Below are 25,831 nucleotides of genomic sequence, written 5' to 3' on the forward strand. Positions count from 1 at the left end.
TCAGATTGGGGATGTTTCTTTGGCAGTCAGTAATCTCGATATGCATGCTTTGTTCGTGCTGGGTGATTTGCGTGCAAAGCTGGTCAAGCAGTTTCAATCGCGTTTTGTTTACGTCACCGAACAGAACCCGGAAGGCATTTATGTCGCCGAACTCGATACCGAATCGGCCCTGGTGGTCGATGACAAACCCGGGCTCAAGCTCAAGGTTGGCGATCACTTCAGCGCTTCGGTGCTGCCGAGCCGCGAGGGTGGCAAGCTGGAGATCCGTTTTCGCGAGATCAAGCTGACCGTTTACGGCATCGGCGACTACGCCTTTGTCGACACAGCCGACGGCCACGGCATCGTGCTCAAGGAAGGCCATAGCGCGGTCACCGTGTTCGCCGCCCACGAGCAATTGCAGGAAGGCCTGACCAAGACGCTGAAAGCCGTCACCGCCAAAGCCGCCAAGTGGCGCAAGGGCGAACTGGTGTCGTTCAAGGCCAGCGAGTGACGGTGGTGAGCCGCGCCGATTTCCACCAGCAACACCTCGACCGTGCCCGTGAAGAAGCGCAACGCCTGTTCGCCTCCAAGGCCGAACTGCAAGGCGCGTGGCTGGGCTGGGTGGCCTCGCAGATCTACACCTTGCGCCCGGCGGAATACGCCGCGATGGTCAGACGCGAGCTGCAACGCTTGCAGGAAATGTCTGATTCGTAACCTCGTCCAGTGCATGGCCCGGAAAAACCAGGAACCTCGTCTACAGTCAGTTGACTGAGTATTCAGAGGCTTGCGGTCTTCTGTCAGGCCATCCTGCTATTGCTGTGAACAGCACGAGGTGCAAAAGCATGAACGGATTTCGACGGTTGCTGGCCGCAGGTGTGGCCACATTCGGTTTGCTGGCGACGGTGCCGGCGGTCAACGCGGCGCCTGCGCCGATTCACTTTGCCGACCTGAACTGGGAAAGCGGCAGCCTGATCACCGATGTCCTGCGGATCATCGTCGAGAAGGGCTACGGGCTGCCCACCGACACGCTACCGGGCACCACCATCACCCTGGAGACTGCGCTGGCCAACAATGACATCCAGGTCATTGGCGAAGAGTGGGCCGGGCGCAGTCCGGTGTGGGTCAAGGCCGAAGCCGAGGGCAAGGTCGCCAGTCTCGGCGATACGGTCAAGGGCGCCACCGAAGGCTGGTGGGTGCCGGAATACGTAATCAAGGGCGACCCGGCCAAGGGCATCAAGCCACTGGCACCGGATCTGCGCAGCGTCAGCGATCTGAAGAAATACAAGGACGTGTTCAAGGACCCGGAAAACCCGAGCAAGGGCCGCTTCCTCAACAGCCCGATTGGCTGGACGTCGGAAGTGGTCAACAAACAGAAGCTGACCGCCTACGGCCTGCAGGATGACTTCACCAATTTCCGCAGTGGTTCCGGCGCGGCGCTGGACGCCGAGATCAGCTCGTCGATTCGTCGCGGCAAACCGGTGCTGTTCTATTACTGGTCGCCAACACCGTTGCTCGGCAAGTTCAAACTGGTGCAGCTCGAAGAACCGGCCTTCGACGCCGAAGCCTGGAAGACCCTCACCGACGCCGACAATCCCAATCCGAAACCTACCCGTTCGCTGGCCTCGAAACTGTCGATTGGCGTGTCCACGCCGTTCCAGAAGCAGCACCCGGAAATTGCCGGGTTCTTCAGTAAGGTCGACTTCCCGATTGACGACCTGAACAAGGCCCTGGCCGACATGAGCGAGAAACACACAGCGCCACGGCAAGCGGCGGAGGCGTTCATGAAGGCGCATCCGGACGTCTGGCAGGCGTGGGTGCCGAAGGACGTGGCGGACAAGGTTGCCGCCAGCCTGCAATAAGGTAGAGCCGTCGTTTACGCGACGGCCACCTGCAGGTGCCGGTAAAGCGTGCAAGCTGTTGACGTTGATTGTCAGCGGTCAACCGAACGCAGACTTCGCCAGCTCCTGCAGGGTGTTGCCAGGCTAGAACCGCGTCTGCACCGCCAGCTCGAAGGTGCGTGGCGTTCCCAGGTAATACGCCGGCGAGACATGGGCAAATTCGGCATACACCTCATTGGTCAGGTTGCGCACGCGTCCGGTGACGGTGGTGTGCGCATCGACCTTGTAGCTGAGAAAACTGCCAAACAGCGTGTACGACGGCACGGTCAGGGTGTTGGCCGTGTCGGCGAACACCGATGCCACGTAGCGTGCATCGACCCCACCTTGCCATTGCGGCGAAAAATCATAGCTCAACCACAGATTGCCGACCCGCTGCGGAACATTGGTCGGTGTATTGCCCTTGCGTGAAACCACCACCCCGGCGGCATTCTTCTCGGTGAAGTCGTCGTACTGCGCATCGACCCAGGCGAAATTGCCCTCGGCCAGCAGCTTGTCGGTGATGCGCAGGGAGCTGGCAATCTCGATACCTCTGGACGTCTGCTGGCCAACCGGAATGCTGCTGGTCGGGTCCAGTGGGTCGGTGACGGCGAAGTCCTTGCGCTCGATGGTGTACGCCGCCACGGTGGCCGAGCCGCGCCCCTGCAGGTAGTCGAACTTGCTGCCGATTTCCCATTGTCTGCCGGTGGACACGTCGAAGTCTTGGGTGCCGTTGGGCTGTTCGGCGGCGGTGCTGTATTGCACGTAGACGTTGGCCGACGGCAGGAACTGGTAAGTCAGGCCGACGCGCCCGGTGACCGGCTGCCAACTGCGCTTGAGGTGATGCGGATTGCTCGCGGTGACGGTGCGATGGTTGGTCACGTCGAGGTCGATATCGTCGTAACGCAGGCCCGTGAGGAGCGCCAGTTTGTCGCTCAGCGCCAAACGGTTTTCGGCGAACAGGGCTTTGGTGGTGACCTCGTTGGTCTTGTCGCTGACGAACCCCGGCATCGTTCCGGGGATGTCGTAGAAATGCCCCGGCCGGTAGTTGTTCGGGTCCACGCTGCTTGTGCCTTTGACGTTGAGCGGCGAGTTGGTGGTCTGGTTGACCTTGTACTCGAAGCCGCCGGACCACGTGGTGTCGAGACCGAACAGGCTGTTGTCGTGGCGCAGTTCGAACTGGTTGCCGTTCTGCTCGCCCTGATGCCGCACCTGATACGCCGTAGAGCGGTTCACTGCGCTGTTGTCGGCGTTGTACTGATAGGTTTCCAGGTTGCGGTAATCGCGCTGGCTGTCGAGGTGGTACAGGGTGTTGCGCAGCGTGGTGCTGTCGTTGATCCGGTAGTCGACGATCGAGCGCACCCAGATCGTTCGCTGCTCGTAGCGGCCGTCCTCGACGTTGTAGTTGTTGAAGCGGTTGTGCTTGTCGATCTTCAGTTCGCCGGCCTTCGGGTTGAGCACCGGCGTGCCCCAGTACGGGCTGTCCTCATGCTCGTCCTGATATTCCACGGCCAGGGTGTGCGACAGGTTCGGCGTGAGGTCACTGAGCAGGGAAAACGCCACGCTCCAGGCATCGCGCTGCTGGCGGTCGATATAGCCATTGCTGGTGTTGTGGCTGACATCCAGGCGCGCGTAGTGCTGCACCTCGGCGCTCGGCTCGGTCAGTGCATGATTGACGCCGAACGCGGTCTCGCGGGTGTCGTAGCTGCCGTAGCTGACGCGACCTTCGACGGTCTGCTCGTCGCGGCTCGCCAGTTTGGTCACGTAGTTCAGCGAGCCGCCGACCGAGCCGGCGCCGTTGATCAATGACGATGGGCCGCCGACCAGTTCCACCCGCTCGTAGATCCAGGCGTCGACCGGCCGCGCCAGGCCACCGGAGACGTTGACGCCGTTGAACATCTGGGTGATCTGGCTGCTGGTGAAGCCACGATAGGAAACGAAGCCGCCGAACCCCGGTGGAGCACTGGCGTTGACGCCGGGCAGGGTGTTGGCGGCGTCCTGGAAGTTCTGCGCGCCGTGGCGTTCGATGTCGTTGCGGTTGGCCACGGCCACCGAGGCCGGGGTATCGCGCACGCTCAAGCCGAGGCGCGAGGCCATGCCGCTGGCTTGATCGAGGCTCAGGCCCGGTTCGAGAGCCGATTCGCCATCGATGGTGATCGGCGCCAGTTCCACGCTGGATTGCGCCCAGGCGTTGACGGACAGGCAGCCGCACAGGGTTGTCAGCAAGGTGAGATGTTTCATGGGTGAATCCTGAATGCTTGTCTAGGAATCAGCGCACAGGCCAACGCCGCGCATCGGCGCAGTGGGCTGAACGGAACACGGCAAGGACACTCAGGCGAACGGTGGGGCGCGAGGGTTGGCTGAAGGCCAGGTGAAGCGGGCGGGGAGGTCGGCGCTGACAATGGCCGGCAGCGGCGGGCTGTGTTGTTCCGGGAGGATCGCCAGGGTCAGGCTGGAGTTGAACGCCGGGCCCATGCCGCCGGTGGAGCACAGCGGACATCCGAAGGCCTTGGCCAGGGTCGGCAGTTGTTCTTCGTCAGGGTTGGCGGCGAGTGGCGCTTGCGTCGCCGGGTCGACTGCGCAGAACTGGCCGCCGATACCGTTGAGCTGCATGCCGACCATTTGTCCGTGACCGATGCTGCAGGCGAACACGTTGAACAGGACGCAGCAATAGAGCATCCAGGCCAGCAGTGAGCGATCGGAACGGGTGAATTTCATGGGGCGGCACTTTACCCCACCGCCGACCGGTCGTGCACATCAAAAAATGCCGACTAGGATGTTTTGTTCAAATCCCTTTCAAGGATTCTCGACCATGACCTTTGTGTTGGCTCAATGGCTGGTGACGATATTCGCGGCGATCAGCCTGGTGCATGTGTATTGGGCGCTGGGTGGGCAATGGGCAGCGGTGGCGGCGGTGCCGCAAGTGCCGGTGCAGGGTTTGGTGACGACGGTGCGACCGGCGTTCAACCCGTCCGGCTGGATGACGTTGCTGGTGGCGGGGGCGTTGCTGGTGATTGCCGGGCTGGTGTGCCTGCGCGTCGGGTGGGGAATGCCGGCGGTGCAGCACCCGGCGCTGCAATGGGTGATCAGCGCGATTGCCTTGCTGATGTTCGCGCGGGCGATTGGCGATTCGAATCTGGTGGGTTTCTTCAAGGAAGTGAAGGATTCGAGGTTTGCCCGGCTCGATACCTGGTTGTATTCGCCGCTGTGCGCGGCGCTGGGGGCGGGGTTGCTGGCGGTGGCCTGGGTTTGAGGTGACTCGCAAGCACGGATCGCAGCCTTGGACAGCGCCGAGGTGGCAAAGCCAATGTCTGTAGGCGCCACCCTAGGCTGCGATCTTTAAAAGGACCTAACCGCCGCTCTCGGTTCGGCGGCTGCTGACCTCGGCCGGTACATCATCCCCGGCCATGCGCTTGCGGAACAACGCTGCCCGCGCCAGCAGCAGGGTGGTCACCGGCACGGTGATCGACAGCAGGATCGGGATCAGCCACGCATGCAGCACCGGACCGGACTTCAGCGCGGAAAAACAGATGATCGATGCCAGCGCCACGCACCACGCGCCGATGGTCGAGGCCAATGCCGGCGGGTGCATGCGCTGGAAGTAATCCTTCATGCGCAGCAGGCCGAGGGCGCCGATCAGGGCAAACACACCGCTGAGCAGCAGCAGGATCGCCACCGGGATTTCCACCCAGAGAGACAGTTGCGCATTCATTCGATCACCTCGCCACGCAGGAGGAATTTCGCAAGGGCAAACGAGCCGACGAAGCCGAACAGCGCGATCAGCAGCGCCGCTTCGAAGTAGGTATCGCTGGCGTAGCGAATGCCCAGGGTCAGCATCATCAGCATGGCGACGATGTACAGGTAGTCCAGCGCCAGTACCCGATCCTGCGCCGACGGCCCTTTGAACAGGCGAATCAGGGTCAGCACCATGGCCAGGGAAAACAGGAACAGCGTCAGCAGGATCGCGTTCGACAGCAACGGGCTCATTCGAAAATCTCCATCAATGGCTGTTCGTACGTTTCCTTGAAATGGCGGATGAATTGCGCCTCGTCATCCAGGTCCCAGACGTGCAGCAGGAGGATGCTGCGATCCAGCGCCAGTTCCGACCACACCGTGCCGGGCACCACCGTGCAGATCATCGCCAGTGCGGCCAGGCCGTTGGCGTCGCGCAGGTCCAGCGGCACTTTGACGAAGCGCGAGCGCAGCGGACGGCGACCGGCATTGAGCACGCCCCAGGCGACGATCAGGTTGGACATCACCACGTCACGGCCCACGAGCAGGAACAGCCGCAGGATCGTCAGCGGGCGGCGGACGCTGACCTGTTTCGGGCGCAGCTTGCGCATCATCAACGGGGCGCAGAACCCCAGCGCAGCGCCGAGCAACAGGTTGCCCGGACTGACCGACAGGTTCAGCACCAGCCACAGCAGCCACAGGGCCAGGGATAACCACGGCGCAGGGAACAGACGCTTCATGGTTGTACCTCCAGCAGCGCAGCCTTGGCTTCCGGGCTGGGTACGGCGCGCGTGCCGAGCACCGCCATCACGTACTGCTGAGGATTGTTCAGCGCGTCGGCCGCGGCCTGGGTGTAGCGCAGCAGCGGTTCAGCCTTGAAGGTCAGGGCGATGCTCAGCCCGAGCAGGAGGAAAATCGGCGCGCATTCGAGTTTGCGCAGCAGCGGCGACGGGCGCTCTTCGGGCGTCCAGAAACGCTGGATGCCCACGCGCGCGAAGGCCATCAGCGAGCCCAGCCCGGTCAGGATCAGCAGCGCCAGCAAGGCCCAGGCTGCCATCGAGATCGGCTCGGCCACGCCCAGGCCCGCCGGATTGAGCAGGGCGCCGATCAGGTTGAGCTTGCCGATGAACCCGGACAGCGGCGGCATGCCGATAATCAACAGCGCGCAGGCAATGAAGCTCAGGCCGAGGAACGCCATGGTCCATGGGATCACCTGACCGACCACGGCTTTCTGCTCGTCGTCGAGGTTGATGCCCTTGGGCGGTTGCAGGGATTCCTGTGGGCGCGGCAGCAGTTCGCTCTCGTCCTCGAGCGGGATCTCGTTGGCCGAGCGCGAACGTTCGATCAGTTCCGCCAGCAAGAACAGCGCGCTCAGGGCCAGGGTCGAGCTGACCACATAGAACAGCGCCGCGCCGATCAGGTTCGGCTGGGCGAAACCCACTGCCGACAGCAGAATCCCCGCCGACACCAGGATGCTCAGGCTGGCCATGCGCTCCAGGCGTTGCGCGGCGATGATTGCCACGCCGGCGCAGACCATGGTGGCCATGCCGCCGTAGATCAGCCACTCGCCACCGAAGTAGGCCGAGGCACCGGCCTGACCGGAGAACAGCAGCGTCCACAGCCGCAGCAGGGTATAGACGCCGACCTTGGTCATGATCGCGAACATCGCCGCCACCGGCGCGCTGGCCGAGGAGTAGGCCGGCACCAGCCAGAAATTCAGCGGCCACATCCCGGCCTTGGCCAGGAATGCGACCGCAAGGATGGCCGCCCCGGCATGCAACAGACCACGGTCGGCTTCTGGCACCAGCGGAATCTTCAGCGCCAGGTCGGCCATGTTCAGCGTGCCGGTGACGCCGTAGATCAGCGCAGCACCGATCAGGAACAGCGACGAGGCCAGCAGGTTGATCGAAATGTAATGCAGGCCCGACGACACCCGTGCCCGCCCCGAGCCGTGCAGCAGCAGGCCATAGGACGCCGCCAGCAGCACTTCGAAGAACACGAACAGGTTGAACAGGTCGGCGGTCAGGAAGGCGCCGTACAGCCCCATCAACTGGATCTGGAACAGCGCGTGGAAGCTCGAACCGGCGCCGTCCCAACGCGCCATGGCGAACAACAGTGCGCTGACTCCGATGATGCCGGTCAGCACCAGCATCAGCGCCGACAGCCGATCGACCACCAGCACGATGCCGAACGGCACTTGCCAGTTACCCGGCAGGTAGACGCCGATGGAACCGGGCACGCCGGTGGTCTGCGTCCATTGCAGCAGCATTACCGAAATGAACAGGCCAACGATGCTGGAGAACAGGTTGATCCTGGCTTTCAACGGCCGGTGCTTTTCGCCGAGCATCAGCATGATCGCGGCGGTCAGCAGCGGCAGCAGGATCGGCGCGGCGATCAGGTGAGTCATCGCCATCATTCTTTAGGCTCCCGGCCATCGACGTGGTCGGTACCGGTCAAGCCCCGGGAAGCCAGCAGCACCACCAGAAACAACGCGGTCATGGCGAAGCTGATGACGATGGCCGTCAGCACCAGGGCCTGTGGCAGCGGGTCGGTGTAATTGAGCAGATCCTGCGGCACGCCATCCTTGATGATCGGCTCCTTGCCGATGAACAGACTGCCCATGCTGAAGATGAACAGGTTGACGCCGTAGGACAGCAGGCACAGGCCCATCACCACCTGGAAGGTCCGTGGCCGCAGGATCAGCCAGACGCCGGACGCGGCGAGCACGCCGATGGCGATTGCGATGACTTCTTCCATCAGACGGCTCCTTTGCTGGCGACGGATTTGGGCAGGGCGGCGGTCTTGTGACCCCGCACCGATTGGTGGGCGAGGGCGGTGAGGATCAGCAAGGTCGAGCCGACCACCACGGCGTACACGCCGACGTCGAAGAACAGCGCGCTGGCGATATGGATGTCACCCAGCAGCGGCACGGCGAAATGCCAGGTATGCGTGGTGAGGAACGGATAACCGACCGCCATCGCGCCCAGACCGGTGACCGTGGCGAACAACAGCCCGGTGCCCATCCAGCGCAGCGGCCGCAGGCTCATCTGCGCTTCGACCCACTGAGTGCCGGCGACCATGTATTGCAGGATGAACGCCACCGACATCACCAACCCAGCCACAAAACCGCCGCCCGGTTGGTTATGCCCGCGCATGAACAGGTAGAACGACACCACCAGGGCAATCGGCAGCAACAGGCGCACCAGCACCGCCGGCACCATCATGAAGCCCAGCGCGGTGTCGCTGGCCGAGCGCGGGTTGACCAGATCGGTTACCACGTCCGGTGCCAGCAGACGTTGCTGCGCGGGCAGTTGCAGGCTTTCTTTCGGCGGGCGGAAGCGTCGCAGCAGAGCGAACACGGTCAGCGCCACCGCTACCAGGACGGTGATTTCACCGAGGGTGTCGAAGCCACGGAAGTCCACCAGCATCACGTTGACCACGTTGCTGCCGCCGCCCTCGGGCAGGGCGCGGCTGAGGTAGAACGAGGAAATGTCGTTGGGCGTCTGCCGGGTCAGCATCGCGTAGCTCAGCAAGGCCATGCCGCCGCCGACCGCAATCGACAGTAACAGGTCGCGCAGGCGTCGCACCTTGGCTTTGCGCAGGCTACTGGGCAACGGCGAAACTTCTTCGATCCGCCGCGGCAGCCAGCGCAGACCAAGCAGAATCAGCACAGTGGTTACCACCTCGACCACCAGTTGCGTCAGGGCCAGGTCCGGCGCCGAGAACCAGACGAAAGTGATGCAGGTCATCAGGCCGCAGACGCTGACCATGGTCAGGGCGGCGAGACGGTGATACTTGGCCTGCCACGCGGCGCCGAGCGCACAGGCAATTGCCAGCAGCCACAGGGTCACGAACACGATCGAACCGGGGATCTTTGGCCGATCGCCCCAGCTCAGGCTGCTGTGCAGCATCGGGATCAACCCGGCGAGCACCGCCGCCAACACCATCAGGAACAGCTGCGCCTGCAGGCGTTTGGTGCCGATCCGCCGCTCCAGCCGTCGGGCCAGGCGCATCATCGCCACCAGGCTGCGCTCGAACAGGCGCTTGCCGTTGAAACGGCCCACCAGCGGCGGGTACTTGAAGCGTCCGCGTTTGAGCTGATTGCGCAGCAGCAGGTAGACCAGGATGCCGCCGGACATGGCGATCAGGCTCATGATCATCGGCGCATTCAGACCGTGCCAGATCGCCAGGCTGTATGGCGGCAGCACGCCGCCCACCACGGGCAACGCGGCGGCAGCGAGCAACGGGCCGACCACCTGCGCCGGGAAAATCCCCACCAGCAGGCAGGTGAACACCAGCAGTTCGACTGGCGCACGCATCCAGCGCGGCGGTTCGTGTGGGGTGTGCGGCAGGTCGGTGGCGGTCGGGCCGAAGAACACGTCGACCGTGAAACGCAGCGAATAGGCGACGCTGAAGGTGCCGGCGATGGTCGCGACGATTGGCAGTGCTGCCTCGACCCAGGCCGTGGCATTGATGAACACCGTTTCGGCGAAGAACATCTCTTTCGACAGGAAGCCGTTGAGCAGCGGCACGCCAGCCATCGACGCACTGGCAACCATGGCCAGGGTGGCAGTGAACGGAATCAGTTTGAACAGGCCGTTGAGCTTGCGGATATCGCGGGTGCCGCTTTCGTGGTCGATGATCCCGGCGGCCATGAACAGCGAGGCCTTGAAGGTCGCGTGGTTGAGAATGTGGAACACCGCCGCCACGGCGGCCAGCGGGCTGTTCAGGCCCAGCAGCAGGGTGATCAGGCCCAGGTGGCTGATGGTCGAGTAGGCGAGCAGGCCCTTGAGGTCGTTCTGGAACATGGCGCAGTACGCGCCGAGCAACAGCGTACAGGCCCCGGCGCCGCTGACGATGTAGAACCATTCTTCACTGCCCGACAGCGATGGCCACAGGCGCGCCAGCAGGAACACCCCGGCCTTGACCATGGTCGCCGAATGCAGGTAAGCCGAAACCGGGGTGGGCGCCGCCATGGCATGCGGCAGCCAGAAGTGGAAGGGGAACTGCGCACTTTTGCTCAGTGCGCCAATAAGAATGAGGGGAAGCAGGATCGGGTAGAGGGCATGTGCGCGAATCAGATCGCCGGCGGCCAGGACCTTGTCCAGGTCATAGCTGCCGACGACATGGCCGAGGATCATGACCCCCGCCAGCAGGCACAATCCTCCGGCGCCGGTGACCATCAACGCCATGTACGCGCCACGGCGGGCGTCGTGGCGGTGGTGCCAGTAGCCGATCAGCAGGAACGAGAACAGGCTGGTCAGCTCCCAGAAAAACACCATCTGGATCAGGTTGCCGGAGATCACCAGGCCGAGCATGGCACCCATGAACGCCAGGAAAAACGCAAAGAAACGCGGCACCGGGTCGTCCGGCGACATGTAGTAACGGGCGTACAGGGAGACGAGGGTGCCGATGCCCAGCACCAGCATCGAGAACAGCCAGGCGAAGCCGTCCATGCGCAGGACGAAGTTCAGGCCCAGGCTCGGCAGCCACATGAATTCTTCGCGGATCACGCCGCCGTGGGCGATTTGCGGGTACAACAACGCGACCTGGACGGTGCCGATCAGGGCGACCAGGCCAGCGAGCAGGGATTCGGTATTTCGCGCGTTGTGCGGCAGCACCGCTGCCAGACAGCTGCCCACAAAAGGCAGAAGCAGTAGAACTATCAGGGACATAGGCTTCTAATCTGCGGAAGTTTGTGAAGCATCATACGTGCCAGCTCCCGGATCACCAAACGCGAGGATGTCTCAGAATCCTACAAAATAGTCGCAAAACTTCTGTTTGGCCTTGTTTCAAGGCTGATGCGGGCATAAGAAAAATCGCAGCTTCCGGGATTCCCGGCAGGCCTGTGCATTCCCCGGCAGGCGCTGGCGAAAGCTGCGATCTCAGGAGGATGCGGAGTCAGCGCTCGGTTTCCTGCTCGAGATTCTCCAATACCTCTTCGGCATCCTTGCCCTTGGTTTTCAGCTCGCTGACGATCACCGCCGCCACGATCAACCCCGCGCCGAGCAGGGCAATCGCCGGCAAACGCTCGCCGGCGATGCGCCCGACGATGCCTGCCCAGACCGGCTCGCCGGCGTAGATCAGGGTGGCGCGGGTGGGCGAAACGCTTTTCTGCGCCCAGTTCATTGCCACCTGAATGGCCGCACTCGCCGCGCCTAGGCCCAGCGCAGAGGCCAGCAACAGCCAGGAGAAATCCGCGATCGCCTCGCCGGTCGGCACCACCATCAGGAACGCCAGCAGCGACGTCACGGCCAGCTGCACCACGGTCACCCGACGCACATCGACCTGACCGGCGTAGGTGCTGATCAGAATGATTTCCGCGGCTATCGCGATGGCGCTGATCAGCGTGGCGATTTCTCCGGCGCTGAAATTCAGCGCCGCGCCGGACGGCCCCGAGAGCAGCATCAGGCCGCTGAACGCGAGCATGATGCCGATGCTCGGCATCAACCCCGGCCGCCGGCCCAGCACCAGCCACTGCAGCAGCGGCACGAACGGCACGTACAACGCGGTAATAAACGCCGACTGACTGCTCGGGATGCTCTGCAGGCCAACTGTCTGCAAGCCATAGCCGAGCATGATCGCGACACCGATGAACGCGCCGGCCTTGAGTTCGAACAGGGTCAGCGCGCGTAGGTGTTTCCAGGAAAACAGCGCGACAATGCTCGCCGCCGCGGCAAAACGCAGGCCGACGAAAAACATCGGGCCGCTGACGGTCATGGCGTGCTGCACCAACAGAAAGGTGCCACCCCAGACCATGGTAATCAGCACCAGAACGCACTCGGCTGTGCTGAACCGGAAGAACCGCGAGGAGTTTCGAGGAGAGTGGGCTGACATCATGACCTTGCGCGCTGTGGAAGAGGGGACGCACAATGCGCCAAATGTTGCGCAGTATACTGCCCAACCCCAGCCAGTGAGCAATATAGTGCACAAAGATTCCACGCAACGGGCGTCCGTCCTGCAACACGTCAGCCAGAACGTACGCCGCCTGCGTCATGCCGCCGACATGAGCCAGGCGACCCTGGCCGAAAAGTCCGGGGTCAGCCGGCGCATGCTGGTGGCTATCGAGGCCGGTGAGAAGAACGTCAGCCTGACCACCCTCGATCGGGTCGCCGAAGCCCTCGACGTGGCGTTCAGCGATCTGATCCAGGCCCCCGACAACCGCGATCCGAGCCGCATCAACGAGTTGGCCTGGGCCGGCAGCATTCCCGGGAGCAAGGCGGTGCTGCTGTCCAAGGCAACCGCCACCCGCGAAGTCGAGCAGTGGGAATGGTGCCTGCAACCGGGTGAGGTCTATCCCTCGCAACCCGATGCCGACGGTTGGAGCGAGCAGATTTTCGTCTTCGCCGGTTGCTTGACCCTGATGCTGGGCGATCAGCCGCAGACCATCGCTGCCGGCGAGTTCTTCATGTTCGCCAGCAACCAGCCGCACAGCTATCGCAATGACGGCGACGTGGCGACGCGCTTCGTACGCAACGTGGTGATCTGACTGTTGCCCGGCCGACAGTGAATAAACATTTTGCGTATTTCGACTTCAATCAATTTTCAGCTATGTCTCGCAACTTACTGAAAAACAAGGAAATCATCTTCAGGCATGACTTCTGCAATCGTTTCCTGATCTTTATCCGGAAAACGACGGAGTCGACCTCATGACCGCCTCAAAACCCGCCTTCGCGCGCCTTGGCATTTGTTCCTGCAAACCGGGGAGCGCCGTCTGATGCCGCGTGAAATCCGTCTCAACGCCTTTGACATGAACTGCGTCGGCCACCAGTCGCCAGGCCTTTGGGCGCACCCGCGCGATCGCTCCTGGCAGTACAAGGACCTGGAGTACTGGACCGATCTGGCGAAAATCCTTGAACGCGGCAAGTTCGACGGCTTGTTCATCGCCGATGTGCTGGGCATCTACGACGTCTACAACGGCAATGGCGAGGCGGCGATCCGCCAGGCGGCACAGGTGCCGGTCAACGATCCGTTGCAATTGATTCCACCGATGGCGCTGGTCACCGAGCATCTGGGGTTCGGCCTGACGGCGTCGCTGTCGTTCGAGCATCCGTATCCGTTCGCCCGGCGTCTATCGACCCTCGATCATCTGACCAAGGGCCGCGCCGGCTGGAACATCGTCACGTCGTATCTGGAGAGCGGGGCGAAGAACATCGGCCAGCAAGCCCAGACCGAGCACGACGCGCGTTATGACTTCGCCGAGGAATACCTGGAGGTCTGCTACAAGCTCTGGGAAGGCAGTTGGGAAGAGGGGGCGATCCTGCGCGACCGCGAGCGGCGAATCTTCAGTGACCCGAGCAAAATCCACGAGATCCGCCACCACGGCAAACATTTTCAGGTGCCCGGTATTCACCTTTGCGAGCCATCGCCGCAGCGCACGCCGGTGCTGTACCAGGCCGGGGCGTCGAGTCGCGGCAAGCAGTTCGCCGCCGAGCATGCCGAGTGCGTGTTCGTCGCCGCGCCGTCGAAAGTGTTGCTGAAGAAAACCGTGGCTGACATCCGCCGCCGCGCCGCCGAGGCCGGGCGCGATCCGGCGAAGATTCTGATTTTCAATCTGCAGACGGTGATCCTCGGCGAAACCGACGCCAAGGCCAAAGCCAAGTTCGAGGAATACAAATCCTGGGTCAGCTACGAGGGCGCGATGGCGCTGATTTCCGGCTGGACCGGCATCGATTTCAGCCAGTTCAAGCCGCACGAGCCGCTCAAACACGTGCACACCAATGCCATCCAGTCGGCGGTCGAGGCGTTCTCCACGGCCGACCCGAACAAAGTCTGGACCCCCAACGAACTGGCCGACTGGGTCGGCATCGGTGGTTTCGGCCCGCTGTTCGTCGGCAGTCCGGAAACGGTCGCCGACCTGTTGCAGGAGTGGGTCGACGAGACCGACGTCGATGGCTTCAACCTGGCCTATGCGCTTACCCACGAAACGTTCATCGACGCCGTGGAATTGCTGGTGCCGGAGTTGCAGAAACGCGGGGTGTACAAGACCGAGTACGCAGCGGGGACCTTGCGCGAGAAGCTGTTTGGCGAGGGTGTGCGGCTGCCGCAGGGCCATCCGGGGGCGGGTTATCGCGATCTCGTCGGGTTGCGGCAGCAGGCCTCAAAAGTGCGGTCCGCGTAGACGCTCGCGTGGGCAAACCCTTAAGGTTGCAGCAACCGGCCAACCCCTCAGCAGCGAGAACGGCATGACCCCAACCCCATCCGGACAGGCGACCAGCGCCATCCGTCACGCCGACGTCCTGATCATCGGCGGCGGCCTCAGCGGCACAATGCTCGCGGTGCAACTGCTGCGCCTGCCCGGGCGGCGGCAGATCCTGGTGATCGAGCCGCGAGCCGAGCTCGGTCGCGGCGAGGCCTACAGCGCCGTGGAACTGGGCCACACCCTCAACGGCAATGCGGCGCGCATGAGCGTCGACCCGGATAACCCCGACGACCTCACCCAATGGCTTACCGCGCACATCGCCGCCGGTGGCTGGCCGGAGTCGGATCAGCAGCATGTGCCGGTCAGTGAGCTGTTCCCGCCGCGCGGCCTGTTCGGCGTCTATGTGCAGCAGCGCCTGGCCGAGGCGCGGGTCGTCGGCGCGCAGCACGGCTCGAGCGTCGAGCACTTGCGCGCGGAAGTGGTTGATGCGCAGGTTTCGGCGACTACGGTGCAACTCAGCTTGAGCGACGGTCAGCAGCTGCAAGGCGCCCAGGCTGTGCTCGCCATCGGCATGTTCCCCGCCGCGCGCACGCCGCAGACCCGCTCCAGCGGCCTCAACGCGGCGGCCCTGGATCCCTGGGATGTTGCCGCCATGCGCGCGCTCGATCCGCAGTCGACGGTGCTGATCATCGGCTCGGGGCTGACCATGGTCGACGCCGTGGTGTCGCTGGAGCAGGCCGGGCATCGCGGACCGATCGAGGTGTTTTCCCGTCACGGTCTGTTGCCGCATGTGCGTCGGCAGCCGCCGGCGTGGGTCGATTTTCTTGCTGAAGATCCGCGCATCCGCACCCCGCGACAGTTGCTGCGCGAATTGCGCCGGCATTGTCGCGCGGCCATCGCGCAGGGCATCGACTGGCAGGCGCCGCTGGACACCGTGCGTGCGCACATCGGGCGTTTGTGGAGCCAGGCCAGCGATGTCCAGCGGCGGCAGTTCGTCCGCCACGTCCGGCCGTGGTGGGAAAGCCATCATCACCGTTCACCGCCATTGAGCGCCGAACTGGTGGCGCGCTTGCACGCCGAGGGGCGGCTGAGGATTCAGGCTGCTTCGTACCAGGGGCTGGAACCTGCGCAGGAACAGCGGGTGAGTATTCGCATTCGTCGTCGCGGCGAAGCGCAGACCCGCGTGGTGCACGGCGCGGCGCTGATCAACTCCAGTGGCATCGAATACGACTGGCGCCGCGTTGCGCGACCGCTACCGCAGCAGCTGCTGGCTCGCGGACTGGTTCGGCCGGGGCCGTTGGCACTGGGAATCGCGGCAGCGCTGGACGGCGCGGTGCTGGATGCGCAGGGGCAGGCGTCGCAGCGATTGTTCGCCATGGGCCCGCCGTTGCGCGGGATGTGGTGGGAAAGTACCGCCGTGACCGATGTGGCGTTACAGGCCAAGGCGCTGGCCGCGCGGCTGGCGCGGGAGGTCACTCAGTAGCGTTGCGCGAGCCCGGCGTCGATCTGGGCGACGACAAGGTCGGCCGATTCTGCGCCGCCCTGGTTGTCGCGATTCACGGTATCGACATTCAGGGTGCCGCTCTGGCCGACGTGGGTGGCCGCCACCGCCGAGCGCGGCTCAAGCTGATTGGCGATCGCGGAGGTGGCGCCGATCAGCGCGACGATGAATCCGAGGGCAATAAAGTCTTTCATGGGGTTGCACCCGAAAGTGGGAAGAAGATGCAGGCCACTTTAGGGCGATAGCGTCGAGAAGAAAAAACACCTTTGCAGATAGTTGTTATCGAATGTGTTGATGTCAGCTCAGCGCGGGATGACGTCGACCAGCCAGCGCTGGCGCAACTGCTCGAGACGGCCGTTGTCGCGCAGGGTTTCCAGCGCCTTTTGCCAGCGCGCCACCTGCTGTGGATCGGTCTGCCGCGAGAAGGCGATGTAGGTGTTCTGCTTCATCAGCGGCAATTGATATTGCAAGCGCCCGGGCTCCATGCCCTGTTCGCGCGCGAGGGTGGCGCAGGAGAGCGTGTCCGACACCACGAAGTCAGTCCGCCCGAGGCTGAACAGGCGCATCATCTGCTCCGGGGTTTCCACGCCATACAGGTTGTCCAGACCCTGTTGCTGCAGGTAGCTGTAGGCCAGCCATTTGCGCGGCACGGTGATCCGCCCCAGGCGATCGGCCTCGCGCAGGCTGCGCACTGGCGGTTGCCGGCTGGCATGGGCGTAGAGCGCGGTTTCCATCTCGACCAGCGGCCCGACCCATTGATAACGATCATCGCGCTCATCGGTGCGCAGTACGGTGAACACCCCGGTGTTCGGTGTTTCACTGGCCACGTGCAAGGCGCGCAGCAGGGGCAATTGCTGCAGCTGGATACGGTCGCCGGTCTGTTCTGCCAGGGCTTGCACCACGTCGACCCCGAACCCGACCAACTGCTCGCCCTGGCGGAAATGCAAGGGCGGGTGGTTGTCGGTGAGCAGTTGCAGGTCTGCCGCGTGGGCCGTGACGGCCAGCAGCAAGAGCAGACAGGCGGCAAATCGTTTCATGAATCGTCCCTGAACAAATCAATCGCGCAGCTTATTACGCAGCACGAGAGCTGTCCCGGGGAATTGGCGGGGCTTTTGTGTCAGATGCCACGGTTTATCGGCAGTGGCATCCGCGAGGGCAGGAGCGCGTTCGGCTCGCTCCTGCCGGTCTGGCCAAGGCTTCAGGCCACCACTTTGTAGCACGGCACGTACGCCGCGCCACCCGGCAACTTCATCCGGTGCTGGGCGACGAAGGCTTTGAGCAGCAGGTCCAGCGGTTGCATGATCGCCGCATCGCCACGGATCTGGTACGGCCCGTGTTCCTCGATCAGGCGGATGCCCTTGTCCTTGACGTTGCCGGCGACGATCCCGGAAAACGCCCGGCGCAGGTTGGCCGCCAGTTCATGGGCGGGCTGGTCGCGGTGCAGCTTGAGGTTGGCCATGTTTTCGTGGGTCGGGTCGAACGGACGCTGGAAGCCTTCGTCGATCTTCAGCAGCCAGTTGAAGTGGAACGCGTCGTTGCGCTCGCGGCGGAACTGCTTCACCGCTTTCAGGCCGGCGGTCATCTGCCGCGCCACTTCGGCCGGGTCGTCGATGATGATCTCGTAGTGCTGCTTCGCGGCCGCACCGAGGGTGGCGGTGACGAAGGCGTCCAGTTGCTCCAGATACGGCGCGGCATGTTTCGGCCCGGTGAGGATCACCGGGAACGGCAGGCCCTGGTTGTCCGGGTGCATGAGGATGCCCAGCAGGTACAGGAACTCTTCGGCGGTACCGGCGCCACCCGGAAAGATGATGATGCCGTGGCCGACGCGGACGAAGGCTTCCAGGCGCTTTTCGATGTCCGGGAGGATCACCAGTTCGTTGACGATCGGGTTCGGCGCTTCGGCGGCGATGATCCCCGGCTCGGTCAGGCCGAGGTAGCGCCCACCGTGGATGCGCTGCTTGGCGTGGGCGATGGTCGCGCCTTTCATCGGGCCTTTCATCACGCCCGGGCCGCAACCGGTGCAGATGTCGAGGCTGCGCAGGCCCAGTTCGTGGCCGACTTTCTTGGTGTATTTGTATTCTTCGGTGTTGATCGAGTGGCCGCCCCAGCACACGACGATTTTCGGTTCGACGCCAGGGCGCAGGGTGCGGGCGTTGCGCAGCAGGTGGAAGACGTAGTCGCTGATGCCCTGCGAAGTGCTGAGGTCGATGCGCTGGCTGTCGAGTTCGTTTTCGGTGTAGACGATGTCACGCAGGGCGCTGAACAGCATTTCTCGGGTGCTGGCGATCATTTCGCCGTCGACGAAGGCATCGGCCGGGGCGTTGAGCAGCTCGAGGCGTACGCCGCGATCCTGCTGGTGAATGCGGATTTCGAAGTCCTTGTAGGCTTCCAGGATGGTTTTCGCGTTGTCGACGTGGGCGCCGGTATTGAGAATGGCCAGGGCGCACTGGCGGAAGAGGGTGTAGGTGCTGCCGGATCCGGCTTCGCTCAGTTGCTGAACTTCACGTTGAGAAAGGGTTTCCAGGCTGCCCTTCGGGCTGACCGAGGCATTGATTACGTGTCGTTGGGTCATGCAAAGATCCTTAAAACGATGTCACTGCCCGGGTTGGGCCAATGGCATCCGAATAGTGTGTTCCCATGAATGAAGATGGCACGGTCTGCGTGGTATCGCCATGTCCCTCGTTGGACGATGAAAAGATGAAAAGGAGCTCCAGCATAGCTAAATCCCCGACAGAGGCGATAATGCGCCGGCGAGTTTTTTCCGTTGCCCTTTTTGTCGCTCAAGGAAGTCATCACCGATGTTCGAGATTCAGCCGATGGACGCCGTCACCTTTCGCCAGCAGACCCGCCGCAGCACGCTGATCATTGCCGTGCTGTTCCTGGTGCTGGCCATGCTGTTCTCGACGGCGGCGGTGGCGCTGTTCGGCGAACCCGGTGGCGACAATCTGCGGTTCAACGTCGGCGGGGTGTTCGTGGCGTTCCTGCTCACCGGCGTGCTGTTGCGCGGGCAGTTCTGGCAGCAGACGTGGATGGCGCCGGCCGTCTACAGCTGGCGGCTCAAGCGCAGCCTGATGAGTGTCACCAATGTCATGCATCAGGTGACGGCAGCGGTGGAATGGGGCGATGTGACGGCGATCAAGGTGCTGCGTTTCTATCACCTGGGGTTGATCCAGATGCATGAACTGGACGGCAACTTCAGCGATCATGGGCAATTGCAGCGGCAAGTCGAAGAACACAAGGCGCGGATGGAGGCGCTCGGCATGGACACCGAACAGACCCGCCTCGATCCGGCCTGGCTGCAAGCCCTGAAGGCGAATTAAAACGCAATGCGCGCGGCGCGGCGCAGTCGCCACCGGCGGATCAGGCGACCGTACACCAGCAGGTTGATGATCAGTACCACGCTGCCCAGGGCCAGCTGGATCTGCGGGGTCAGCCCGGCCGGGTAGATGATCGGCCAGACGTAGTGCTCGATGAAGCCGCCGGCGTACTCGGTTTGCCCGGCGGCGTGGCGCATGAGGTTTTCCCAGTAGGTCAGCGGGCAGGTCAGGTGCAGCACTTCGACCATCACCCCCCACGTGGCTGCCGGCAGGTGCAACAGCATCAGCCGTGGCCACTTCAACACCAGCAGCCCGCCGAACAGCACGAACACAATGAACAGCAGATGAAACAGCACCAGCCCGTCGGCGGCAATTCGATAAAGCATGGGGTCTTCCTGACGCGGTTGTGAATGCCTGCCATGTTACGCCGCCCGGTGACGGATGGCCGAGGGGATTTGTGCCAGGTGCGCAAGATTGTTCAAGCCACGAACCGCTGTTTACTGGCAGAGTCCGTGGTCTTGTCTCACGGTTGAAGAGCGTTATGTCTGACTCACTTATGCCGCGCAGCGCCTTTCTGCGCGGTGCGGCGGCGATCATGCCGTTATCCCTGGCCACCGCGCCGTGGGGCCTGCTGGCGGGCTCCATGGCCATCGAGGCCAACCTCACGCCGCTGCAGGGCCAGGGCCTGTCGAGCATCGTGTTTGCCGGCGCTGCGCAACTGGTGGCGATCGGCATGCTCAAGGGCGGCGCGGGGATTTTTTCGATTCTGCTGACCACGCTGCTGCTGACCTCGCAACACTTGCTGTATGGCATGAGCATGCGTTCGGTGATTGCGCCGCTGCCCGGGCGCTGGCGGATCGGCCTGGGCTTTCTGCTCACCGACGAATTGTTCGCCCTGACCAGCCAGCACGACCGCCAGCAATTCAATCGCTGGTATGCGCTGGGGGTCGGCCTGACGTTTTATATCGCCTGGAACCTGTTCACTCTGGCCGGGATCGTCCTGGGCAGCAGCATTCCCGGTCTTGAACACCTGGGCCTGGATTTCTCGATTGCCGCGACGTTCATTGCCTTGATCACTCCGGTGGTGCGTGATGTGCCGACCGTGGTCTGCGTGGCGGTGTCGCTGTTCTGCTCGGTGTTGTTCAGTTACTGGCAGTGGGGCTCGGCACTGGTGTTGTCGGGACTGGCCGGGATGGCCGCAGGGTTTGTCTGCAACAAACTGTACCGGGGGCGCACATGATGATTTGGGCCGTGATTGTCGGCATGGGCGTTCTGGTGTTTCTCAACCGCTACGTGTTTCTCGAGCCGCGTTTACCGCTGCGATTGAGCAGCAATGCACGGCAGTTTCTCGGCTTTGCCGTGCCGGGCATGTTGACCGCCATCTGCGGGCCGATTGTGTTCATGCCGGATAAGCAACTTAATCTGCACTGGGACAATCCTTACCTGCTCAGTTCGCTGGTGGCGATCGGTTTGGTGATTTACACCCGCAATACGCTGCTGAGCATGCTGTTGAGCATGGCGTTCTTCTTTCTGCTGCGCTGGTGGCTGTAGGTTGCCCTGATGAATCTGTTCTACGCTTTAAGGATGAATGATGACCTGTCCAGCGAGGTGAACAATGGCAACCGAGCAAAAACGTCCGGATGAAGAGGATGAACCGAGCGAAGAAGAAATCGAGCGGGAAAAACACAGACAACAGACCTGGAAGCACGACGACAGCCGCGAGCTGTCCGACCGTGACCAGGAGCGCCCCCTGAAACCCTGAGCCATTTGACGAAAAAGCCCCGCATTGGCGGGGCTTTTTCGTTGGGTCAAAGATCTTCCAGCTGAGTGAAGTCGGGGTGCGAGGCCCGATAACCCAAGGTCTTATCGATCCACGCATTGAGCTCGTTGACCATCACCGGCGGATGGCCAGGATAGGCTTGGAGGGTGGTGCGCAGGATGCGCTCGATCTCGGGTACGTCACGCAGGTTTCGAGTCTTGATGTAGTGGCCGATAAAACAGTCGAGTTGAAAGCGTTCTGTCATCGACAGATAGATACACTCCAGGCCATTAGCCTGTTTGATTGCAAAATCGTCGCGCAACTTAGTTCTCTGCAAGGCTGGTCAAGTTTGTCGGGGATTCCTGGTTTGTTGACTCTTTGGTCAACTGGTATACCAATCGGAAAGGCGGCGCGCATGCTATCCGTAGTGTTTGTAAATGTATGTATGACGATCGAAATGTCAGACAGGCGGTTAGTTTCGCTCGAACGGCTGTTTTAATTGTCGTCTCACTATTGAAACAGTTGTTGTAACGGCACTGTTGCACTTGTGCAGAAGTGTTCCTCTAACAATAAACGCGTCGGATCGACAGTTCTTTACTCCAGCGCCTCGATCAGATTCGCCCCCTGATTGCGTGAGTTGCCCACCGCTTTGCCGACTTTGTGCCACTGGAACACTCCACTGCCTTCCCCTTCAAACAACAGCAGCTGTTCGGCACGCTCTGGCGGTGTGGCCGGGTCGAGCCATTCGCGCGCCCGATCAGCGCCGAGGACGATCGGCCGTCGATCATGAATATCGAGCATGCCGCCCTCGCTGTCGGCGGTGATGATGACGAAACCGTCGTCCTCTCGGCTGGCTTCCCCGGGTGCAGGAAACTGGCCGATGGCGGCACAGAAAATCGCTTGTCGGTCGGCGCGGTGGATCAGCCAGGGCTGGCGACTGTTGTCGGGGCTATCGACCCATTCGAACCAGTTGTCGACCGGTACGATCAGCCGCTGCCGCCAGATCGCCCGGAAGAACGCGCCATGGGCGACTTTCTCCACCCGTGCATTGATCGGTGCCGCGCGATCCCTGGCCCAATGCGGGCGCCAGCCCCAGCGCAGGTTGTCGGCGTACAGCCGCTGATCGTGTTGATGAAGGACCGCCAGCGCCGTGGTCGGCGCTGCGTTGTAGCGCGCCAGCGGCGCGTCGCCGACGTGGTTGATCAACGCGTCGGGAATGCTCAGCACGGCGACGAAGTCGTGTATGCCCCGGTACTGCGAGAGTCTTCCGCACATGGCCGAACCTGCGCCAGACAATTGCCAGAAGCTTGAGCTTAGTTGCCGGTTTCAGTCCTTGCCGTCCTGCCCGGTGAACGTGTCGCGCCAGCGCAGCCAGCGGCGTTCCAGCAAGGCCAGCAAGCCGTCGCTGAATTTGCCCAGCAGGGCGAGGACGATGATCGCCGCCAGCACGATGTCCGGGCGCGAAGTTTCCCGGCCGTCGCTGAGCAGATAGCCCAGGCCCTTGGTCGCGGCGATCAGCTCGGCGGCCACCAGGAACATCCACGCCAGGCTCATGCCGCTGCGCAGCCCGGTAAACAGGCCGGGCAGGGCGGCGGGCAACAGAATCCGCCGCACCAGTTGCAGGCGGCTGAAGCCATAGATGCGTCCGACCTCGACCAGTTTGCGGTCGATGTTGCGGATCGCCGCGACCACGTTGACGTACACCGGAAAGAACGCGCCGATGGCGATCAGAACGATTTTCGATGTCTCGTCGATGCCCAGCCACAGCAGCAACAGCGGCACCCACGCCAGGCTCGGGATCGAGCGTAGTGCGGCGAAAGTCGGCTCCAGGTACGCCTCGGCTTCGCGGCTCAAGCCGACCCATGCGGCAAACACCAGCGCCAGGCTCGCGCCGATGGCGAAGCCCAGCAACACGCGGATCAGGCTGGCACCGATGTGCTTGTACAGGGCGCCTGTGGCCAGATCGCTGAGGGTCAGGGCGATGTCGCTCGGGGCGGGCATCTGATAGGGCGGCAACCAGCCGATGCGCACGATGAATTCCAGCGCGACGACAATCAGCAGCGGTAACGCCAGGCCCTTGAGGCGGCGGCGCCAGGTCGGGCTCAGCGTGGCGCGCGCTCGACGCGGCAGTGCCAGGGCGATACGCGCGGGCAGGTCATTGCTCATGGGCATTTTCTCCGCTCACGACGAAGCCGCGCCGGGCGCGGATTCGTTGCAAGCCTGATCGGTTACTGGGCGGCGACGCTCTGCTGGGTATCGATCAACTGGTCGATGACCTGATCGACGTTGACGCCCCGGCGCACCAGTTCTTCGGAAACCAGGATCGGCGCCGCGGCTTTCGAGGCCAGCACGTCCTTGGCCGTGAGTTGCGGGCTGCTGAGGTCGGTACGCGACAGTTGCAGTTTGGCCACGTCGAGCGGCAGGCCGGATTCCCTGGCGAGCAGGCTGGCCAGTTGATCCGGGTTTTTCACCGACCATTCGCGCGCCTGTTCATAGGCCTTGATCACCGTGTCGATGGTTTGCGGGTGCTCCTTGGCGTACTTCTCGGTCACGCTGACCACGCCGTAGCTGTTGAAACCGGGGTTGCGGTAGAGCAAACGCGAACCGGCCTGCACCTGGCTGGCGGCCATGTGCGGATCGAGCCCGGCCCAGGCGTCGACGTCACCTTTCTCCAGCGCGGTGCGACCGTCCGGGTGCTGCAGGTGGACCAGTTCCACGTCGTCTTTTTTTAACCCGGCCTGTTGCAGGCTGCGCAGGGTGAAGAGGTACGGGTCGGTGCCTTTGGTGGCAGCGATTTTCTTGCCCTTGAGGTCGGCGACGCTCTGGTACGGCGAATCCTTGCGCACCACCAGCGCGGTCCATTCGGCGCGGCTGTAGACGTACACCGATTTGATCGGGCTGCCATTGGCGCGGCTCAGGACGGCGGCGAGGCTGGCGGACGACGCGAAATCGACACCGCCGCTGTTGAGGTACTCCAGCGAACGGTTGCTCCCCTGGCTGAGCACCCAGGTGATTTTGCTCTGCGGCAAGGCTTGTTCCAGATAGCCGAGATGCTTGAGCGCCAGACTGACGGGCGAATAGTAGGCGTAGTCCAGGTGCACTTCGGCGGGTGGAGTGTCTGCCGCGTGGGCCACGGGTTGCAGGCTCAGCGCCATGGCGCAGGCTGCCAGCAGCGTTTTGATTCGGGACAGGGGTAAGCGTGACTGCATGGGGAGCGCTCCGGCCAGTTGACAGATTCTTATGTCCAAAAAGTGATTTTTTTTAATGCTTCCTGCATGAATGGAATATTGCAGGCTCTGTGCCATGTCCCCGCGAGCCCTTGATTTCCTAAGCGCTGGCTAGTTTTGACCTGTATTCAAGTGTTGCCAGGGCAACACTGTGGCGAGCGACTGTTGCACCGCCAACAGCACACACTGCGACTGCTTAGCTTATGCATTAATAGAATTTAAAATCGGCGTTATAAGAGCGTTATGGTCTATAAAAATCCTTCTCGCAGGACTCGCCATGAAGCTCGCCCGTTTCCTTCGCACCACGTTGACCGCTGCGCTGTTTGCCTCGCCTGTTGCCTACGCGGCCGAGCCGTTGGTCTTGCATGTCGGCGATCAGAACTACTACAACATCCGCGCCTCGATTGAAGCCTCCGGGGTTTTCAAGGACGCGCCATACCGCATCGACTGGAAACACTTCCAGGCTGCCGCCCCGTTGGCCGAGGCGCTGCAGGCCGGCTCGCTGGACCTGGGTTTCCTCGGCGATTCGGGGTTTTTGTTTCTCGCCGCGAAACAGGCGCCGGTCAAACTCATCGGCGTGTCGCGGCAGAACCCGGACACCATCGCCTTGCTGGTACCCAAGGATTCCCCGGTGAAAACCATTGCTGATCTCAAGGGCAAGAAAGTCGCCTATTGGCCTGGCGCCTGGAGCCAGCAATTGACGTTGCGCGCGCTGGAGCAGGGCGGACTGCCGGAAGATTACGTCGACTTCGTCAAACTGATGCCGATCGATGCGGCGGCTGCGCTGCCACAAGGCAGCATCGATGCGTTTCCGGTGTGGGAACCGTACATTTCCCAGCAGATCGTGTTTTCCGGGGCGCGCCCGATCCTCACCGCAAAGAACCTGATGCCGGGGCTGAGCGCGATTGCCGCGTCGACTCCGTCAATCGATAGCAAGCGTGAGGCGATTGCCGATTTCCTCGGCCGCTTGAAGCAGGCCCGTGCCTGGGTCGACAGCCACACCGATGAGTACGCCGACCTGTGGGCGAAAAAGGCCAACCTCGACCTGCAGGTGTCCCGGCACTGGCTGCGTCAGGCAAACATGAGCGTGGGCCCAGTGGATCAGCAGGCTGCCGCCGATCTGCAAAGCACCGCCGACTTCCTGTTCAAGGTCAAGGCGCTGCCGGCACCGCTGGCCACCGCCGGCCTGATCGACACCTCGTTTGAGCAGGCACTGGCACACTGAGCGAGCGCCGGAACCAAACCCTGTGTACCCTTATCCAAGCTCGGCCCTGACTGACGGGGCGCCAGGGTGCGGGTC

General features: G+C 62.8%; 28 protein-coding genes and 1 pseudogene. 12 read left to right on the forward strand and 17 right to left on the reverse strand.

The annotated features are described in order from the left end of the window. Nucleotides 1-19: 19 nt before the first annotated feature. The 3 genes from QRN70_RS23380 to QRN70_RS23390 all read left to right on the forward strand — a co-directional run bounded on the left by QRN70_RS23380 (nt 20) and on the right by QRN70_RS23390 (nt 1,838). The gene (locus QRN70_RS23380; RefSeq protein ID WP_285420251.1) at nt 20-490 is read left to right on the forward strand and encodes a hypothetical protein; all 471 of its coding nucleotides are present in this window, start codon (nt 20-22) and stop codon (nt 488-490) included. A 5-nt stretch (nt 491-495) separates the two neighbouring features. Next, nucleotides 496-693, forward strand: a complete 198-nt coding sequence (locus tag QRN70_RS23385) for a hypothetical protein (RefSeq protein ID WP_285420252.1) — start codon at nt 496-498, stop codon at nt 691-693. Nucleotides 694-821: 128 nt separating this feature from the next. Continuing rightward, nucleotides 822-1,838, forward strand: a complete 1,017-nt coding sequence (locus QRN70_RS23390) for an ABC transporter substrate-binding protein (protein ID WP_285420253.1) — start codon at nt 822-824, stop codon at nt 1,836-1,838. A gap of 123 nt (nt 1,839-1,961) precedes the next feature. On the opposite strand, the gene QRN70_RS23395 is transcribed toward QRN70_RS23390, so the two are convergent. After that, complete coding sequence (locus QRN70_RS23395; protein WP_285420254.1) at nt 1,962-4,094, reverse strand: TonB-dependent receptor; 2,133 nt, start codon at nt 4,092-4,094, stop codon at nt 1,962-1,964. 90 nt (nt 4,095-4,184) lie between these two features. Then, nucleotides 4,185-4,571 carry a DUF2946 domain-containing protein gene (locus QRN70_RS23400; RefSeq protein WP_285420255.1) on the reverse strand — a complete coding sequence of 129 codons (387 nt, stop codon included), beginning with the start codon at nt 4,569-4,571 and terminating at the stop codon, nt 4,185-4,187. Nucleotides 4,572-4,665: 94 nt separating this feature from the next. Between QRN70_RS23400 and QRN70_RS23405 the strand changes: the two genes are divergently transcribed. Further along, the gene (locus QRN70_RS23405; RefSeq protein ID WP_285420256.1) at nt 4,666-5,106 is read left to right on the forward strand and encodes a DUF3995 domain-containing protein; all 441 of its coding nucleotides are present in this window, start codon (nt 4,666-4,668) and stop codon (nt 5,104-5,106) included. A 96-nt stretch (nt 5,107-5,202) separates the two neighbouring features. Here QRN70_RS23405 and QRN70_RS23410 read toward each other — a convergent pair whose 3' ends face one another. From QRN70_RS23410 to QRN70_RS23440, 7 genes and pseudogenes are all read right to left on the reverse strand, one after another. Beyond that, nucleotides 5,203-5,565, reverse strand: a complete 363-nt coding sequence (locus tag QRN70_RS23410; RefSeq protein ID WP_285420257.1) for a Na+/H+ antiporter subunit G — start codon at nt 5,563-5,565, stop codon at nt 5,203-5,205. Further along, nucleotides 5,562-5,840, reverse strand: coding sequence for a K+/H+ antiporter subunit F (locus QRN70_RS23415; RefSeq protein WP_090284207.1), 279 nt, complete (start codon nt 5,838-5,840; stop codon nt 5,562-5,564). Before QRN70_RS23415 ends, QRN70_RS23410 begins: the two co-directional genes overlap by 4 nt. Continuing rightward, on the reverse strand, nt 5,837-6,325 hold the full coding sequence (locus QRN70_RS23420; RefSeq protein WP_285420258.1) for a Na+/H+ antiporter subunit E: 489 nt from the start codon (nt 6,323-6,325) through the stop codon (nt 5,837-5,839). The genes QRN70_RS23415 and QRN70_RS23420 overlap by 4 nt, the downstream gene beginning before the upstream one ends. Further along, a complete protein-coding gene (locus tag QRN70_RS23425) occupies nt 6,322-8,001 on the reverse strand; it encodes a monovalent cation/H+ antiporter subunit D (RefSeq protein ID WP_285420259.1) in 1,680 nt (559 codons plus the stop codon). Before QRN70_RS23425 ends, QRN70_RS23420 begins: the two co-directional genes overlap by 4 nt. Then, the gene (locus QRN70_RS23430) at nt 7,998-8,342 is read right to left on the reverse strand and encodes a Na+/H+ antiporter subunit C (protein WP_003192163.1); all 345 of its coding nucleotides are present in this window, start codon (nt 8,340-8,342) and stop codon (nt 7,998-8,000) included. The genes QRN70_RS23425 and QRN70_RS23430 overlap by 4 nt, the downstream gene beginning before the upstream one ends. Beyond that, nucleotides 8,342-11,260 carry a monovalent cation/H+ antiporter subunit A gene (locus QRN70_RS23435; protein WP_285420260.1) on the reverse strand — a complete coding sequence of 973 codons (2,919 nt, stop codon included), beginning with the start codon at nt 11,258-11,260 and terminating at the stop codon, nt 8,342-8,344. Before QRN70_RS23435 ends, QRN70_RS23430 begins: the two co-directional genes overlap by 1 nt. Before the next feature lie 226 nt (nt 11,261-11,486). Further along, nucleotides 11,487-12,516 (reverse strand): annotated as a pseudogene (locus QRN70_RS23440) (DMT family transporter). Between QRN70_RS23440 and QRN70_RS23445 the strand changes: the two are divergent. The 3 genes from QRN70_RS23445 to QRN70_RS23455 all read left to right on the forward strand — a co-directional run bounded on the left by QRN70_RS23445 (nt 12,511) and on the right by QRN70_RS23455 (nt 16,210). Beyond that, nucleotides 12,511-13,074 carry a helix-turn-helix domain-containing protein gene (locus QRN70_RS23445; RefSeq protein ID WP_285420262.1) on the forward strand — a complete coding sequence of 188 codons (564 nt, stop codon included), beginning with the start codon at nt 12,511-12,513 and terminating at the stop codon, nt 13,072-13,074. The pseudogene QRN70_RS23440 and the gene QRN70_RS23445 sit on opposite strands and share 6 nt — an antisense overlap. A gap of 228 nt (nt 13,075-13,302) precedes the next feature. After that, entirely contained in the window at nt 13,303-14,706 is a 1,404-nt protein-coding gene (locus tag QRN70_RS23450; protein WP_285420263.1) for an LLM class flavin-dependent oxidoreductase, read from the forward strand. A gap of 64 nt (nt 14,707-14,770) precedes the next feature. Then, nucleotides 14,771-16,210 (forward strand): FAD/NAD(P)-binding protein, encoded by a 1,440-nt coding sequence (locus QRN70_RS23455; RefSeq protein WP_285420264.1) that lies wholly within the window; start codon nt 14,771-14,773, stop codon nt 16,208-16,210. Here the strand turns inward: QRN70_RS23455 and QRN70_RS23460 are convergent. From QRN70_RS23460 to ppnN, 3 genes are all read right to left on the reverse strand, one after another. Then, nucleotides 16,204-16,422: a hypothetical protein gene (locus QRN70_RS23460; protein WP_285420265.1), complete on the reverse strand. Its 219-nt coding sequence runs from the start codon at nt 16,420-16,422 to the stop codon at nt 16,204-16,206. The two genes, QRN70_RS23455 and QRN70_RS23460, sit on opposite strands and share 7 nt — an antisense overlap. A gap of 108 nt (nt 16,423-16,530) precedes the next feature. Further along, nucleotides 16,531-17,265 carry a substrate-binding periplasmic protein gene (locus QRN70_RS23465; protein WP_285420266.1) on the reverse strand — a complete coding sequence of 245 codons (735 nt, stop codon included), beginning with the start codon at nt 17,263-17,265 and terminating at the stop codon, nt 16,531-16,533. 161 nt (nt 17,266-17,426) lie between these two features. Then, nucleotides 17,427-18,800 (reverse strand): nucleotide 5'-monophosphate nucleosidase PpnN, encoded by a 1,374-nt coding sequence (ppnN, locus tag QRN70_RS23470; RefSeq protein WP_285420267.1) that lies wholly within the window; start codon nt 18,798-18,800, stop codon nt 17,427-17,429. 226 nt (nt 18,801-19,026) lie between these two features. Between ppnN and QRN70_RS23475 the strand changes: the two genes are divergently transcribed. Then, entirely contained in the window at nt 19,027-19,548 is a 522-nt protein-coding gene (locus QRN70_RS23475) for a DUF3087 family protein (RefSeq protein WP_285420268.1), read from the forward strand. Here the strand turns inward: QRN70_RS23475 and QRN70_RS23480 are convergent. Further along, nucleotides 19,545-19,931, reverse strand: a complete 387-nt coding sequence (locus QRN70_RS23480; protein ID WP_285420269.1) for a DUF2784 domain-containing protein — start codon at nt 19,929-19,931, stop codon at nt 19,545-19,547. The genes QRN70_RS23475 and QRN70_RS23480 overlap by 4 nt on opposite strands. A 155-nt stretch (nt 19,932-20,086) precedes the next feature. Here QRN70_RS23480 and QRN70_RS23485 point away from each other — a divergent pair, with 155 nt between their 5' ends. From QRN70_RS23485 to QRN70_RS23495, 3 genes are all read left to right on the forward strand, one after another. Further along, nucleotides 20,087-20,785, forward strand: a complete 699-nt coding sequence (locus tag QRN70_RS23485) for an AzlC family ABC transporter permease (protein ID WP_285420270.1) — start codon at nt 20,087-20,089, stop codon at nt 20,783-20,785. Next, the gene (locus QRN70_RS23490) at nt 20,782-21,096 is read left to right on the forward strand and encodes an AzlD domain-containing protein (RefSeq protein ID WP_285420271.1); all 315 of its coding nucleotides are present in this window, start codon (nt 20,782-20,784) and stop codon (nt 21,094-21,096) included. The genes QRN70_RS23485 and QRN70_RS23490 overlap by 4 nt, the downstream gene beginning before the upstream one ends. A 64-nt stretch (nt 21,097-21,160) precedes the next feature. Next, the gene (locus tag QRN70_RS23495) at nt 21,161-21,307 is read left to right on the forward strand and encodes a hypothetical protein (RefSeq protein WP_285420272.1); all 147 of its coding nucleotides are present in this window, start codon (nt 21,161-21,163) and stop codon (nt 21,305-21,307) included. Between the two features lie 46 nt (nt 21,308-21,353). On the opposite strand, the gene QRN70_RS23500 is transcribed toward QRN70_RS23495, so the two are convergent. The 4 genes from QRN70_RS23500 to QRN70_RS23515 form a co-directional block, all read right to left on the reverse strand. Further along, nucleotides 21,354-21,626 (reverse strand): hypothetical protein, encoded by a 273-nt coding sequence (locus QRN70_RS23500; RefSeq protein WP_285420273.1) that lies wholly within the window; start codon nt 21,624-21,626, stop codon nt 21,354-21,356. A gap of 272 nt (nt 21,627-21,898) precedes the next feature. After that, a complete protein-coding gene (locus QRN70_RS23505) occupies nt 21,899-22,579 on the reverse strand; it encodes an SOS response-associated peptidase family protein (protein WP_285420274.1) in 681 nt (226 codons plus the stop codon). A gap of 51 nt (nt 22,580-22,630) precedes the next feature. Continuing rightward, a complete protein-coding gene (locus QRN70_RS23510; protein WP_285420275.1) occupies nt 22,631-23,470 on the reverse strand; it encodes an ABC transporter permease in 840 nt (279 codons plus the stop codon). 62 nt (nt 23,471-23,532) lie between these two features. Further along, nucleotides 23,533-24,513 carry an aliphatic sulfonate ABC transporter substrate-binding protein gene (locus tag QRN70_RS23515; protein ID WP_285420276.1) on the reverse strand — a complete coding sequence of 327 codons (981 nt, stop codon included), beginning with the start codon at nt 24,511-24,513 and terminating at the stop codon, nt 23,533-23,535. Between the two features lie 295 nt (nt 24,514-24,808). On the opposite strand from QRN70_RS23515, the gene QRN70_RS23520 reads away from it, so the two are divergent. Continuing rightward, nucleotides 24,809-25,756, forward strand: coding sequence for an ABC transporter substrate-binding protein (locus QRN70_RS23520; protein WP_285420277.1), 948 nt, complete (start codon nt 24,809-24,811; stop codon nt 25,754-25,756). Nucleotides 25,757-25,831: the final 75 nt, after the last annotated feature.

It is taken from the genome of Pseudomonas sp. efr-133-TYG-5, assembly GCF_030209175.1.
Lineage (GTDB): Bacteria > Pseudomonadota > Gammaproteobacteria > Pseudomonadales > Pseudomonadaceae > Aquipseudomonas.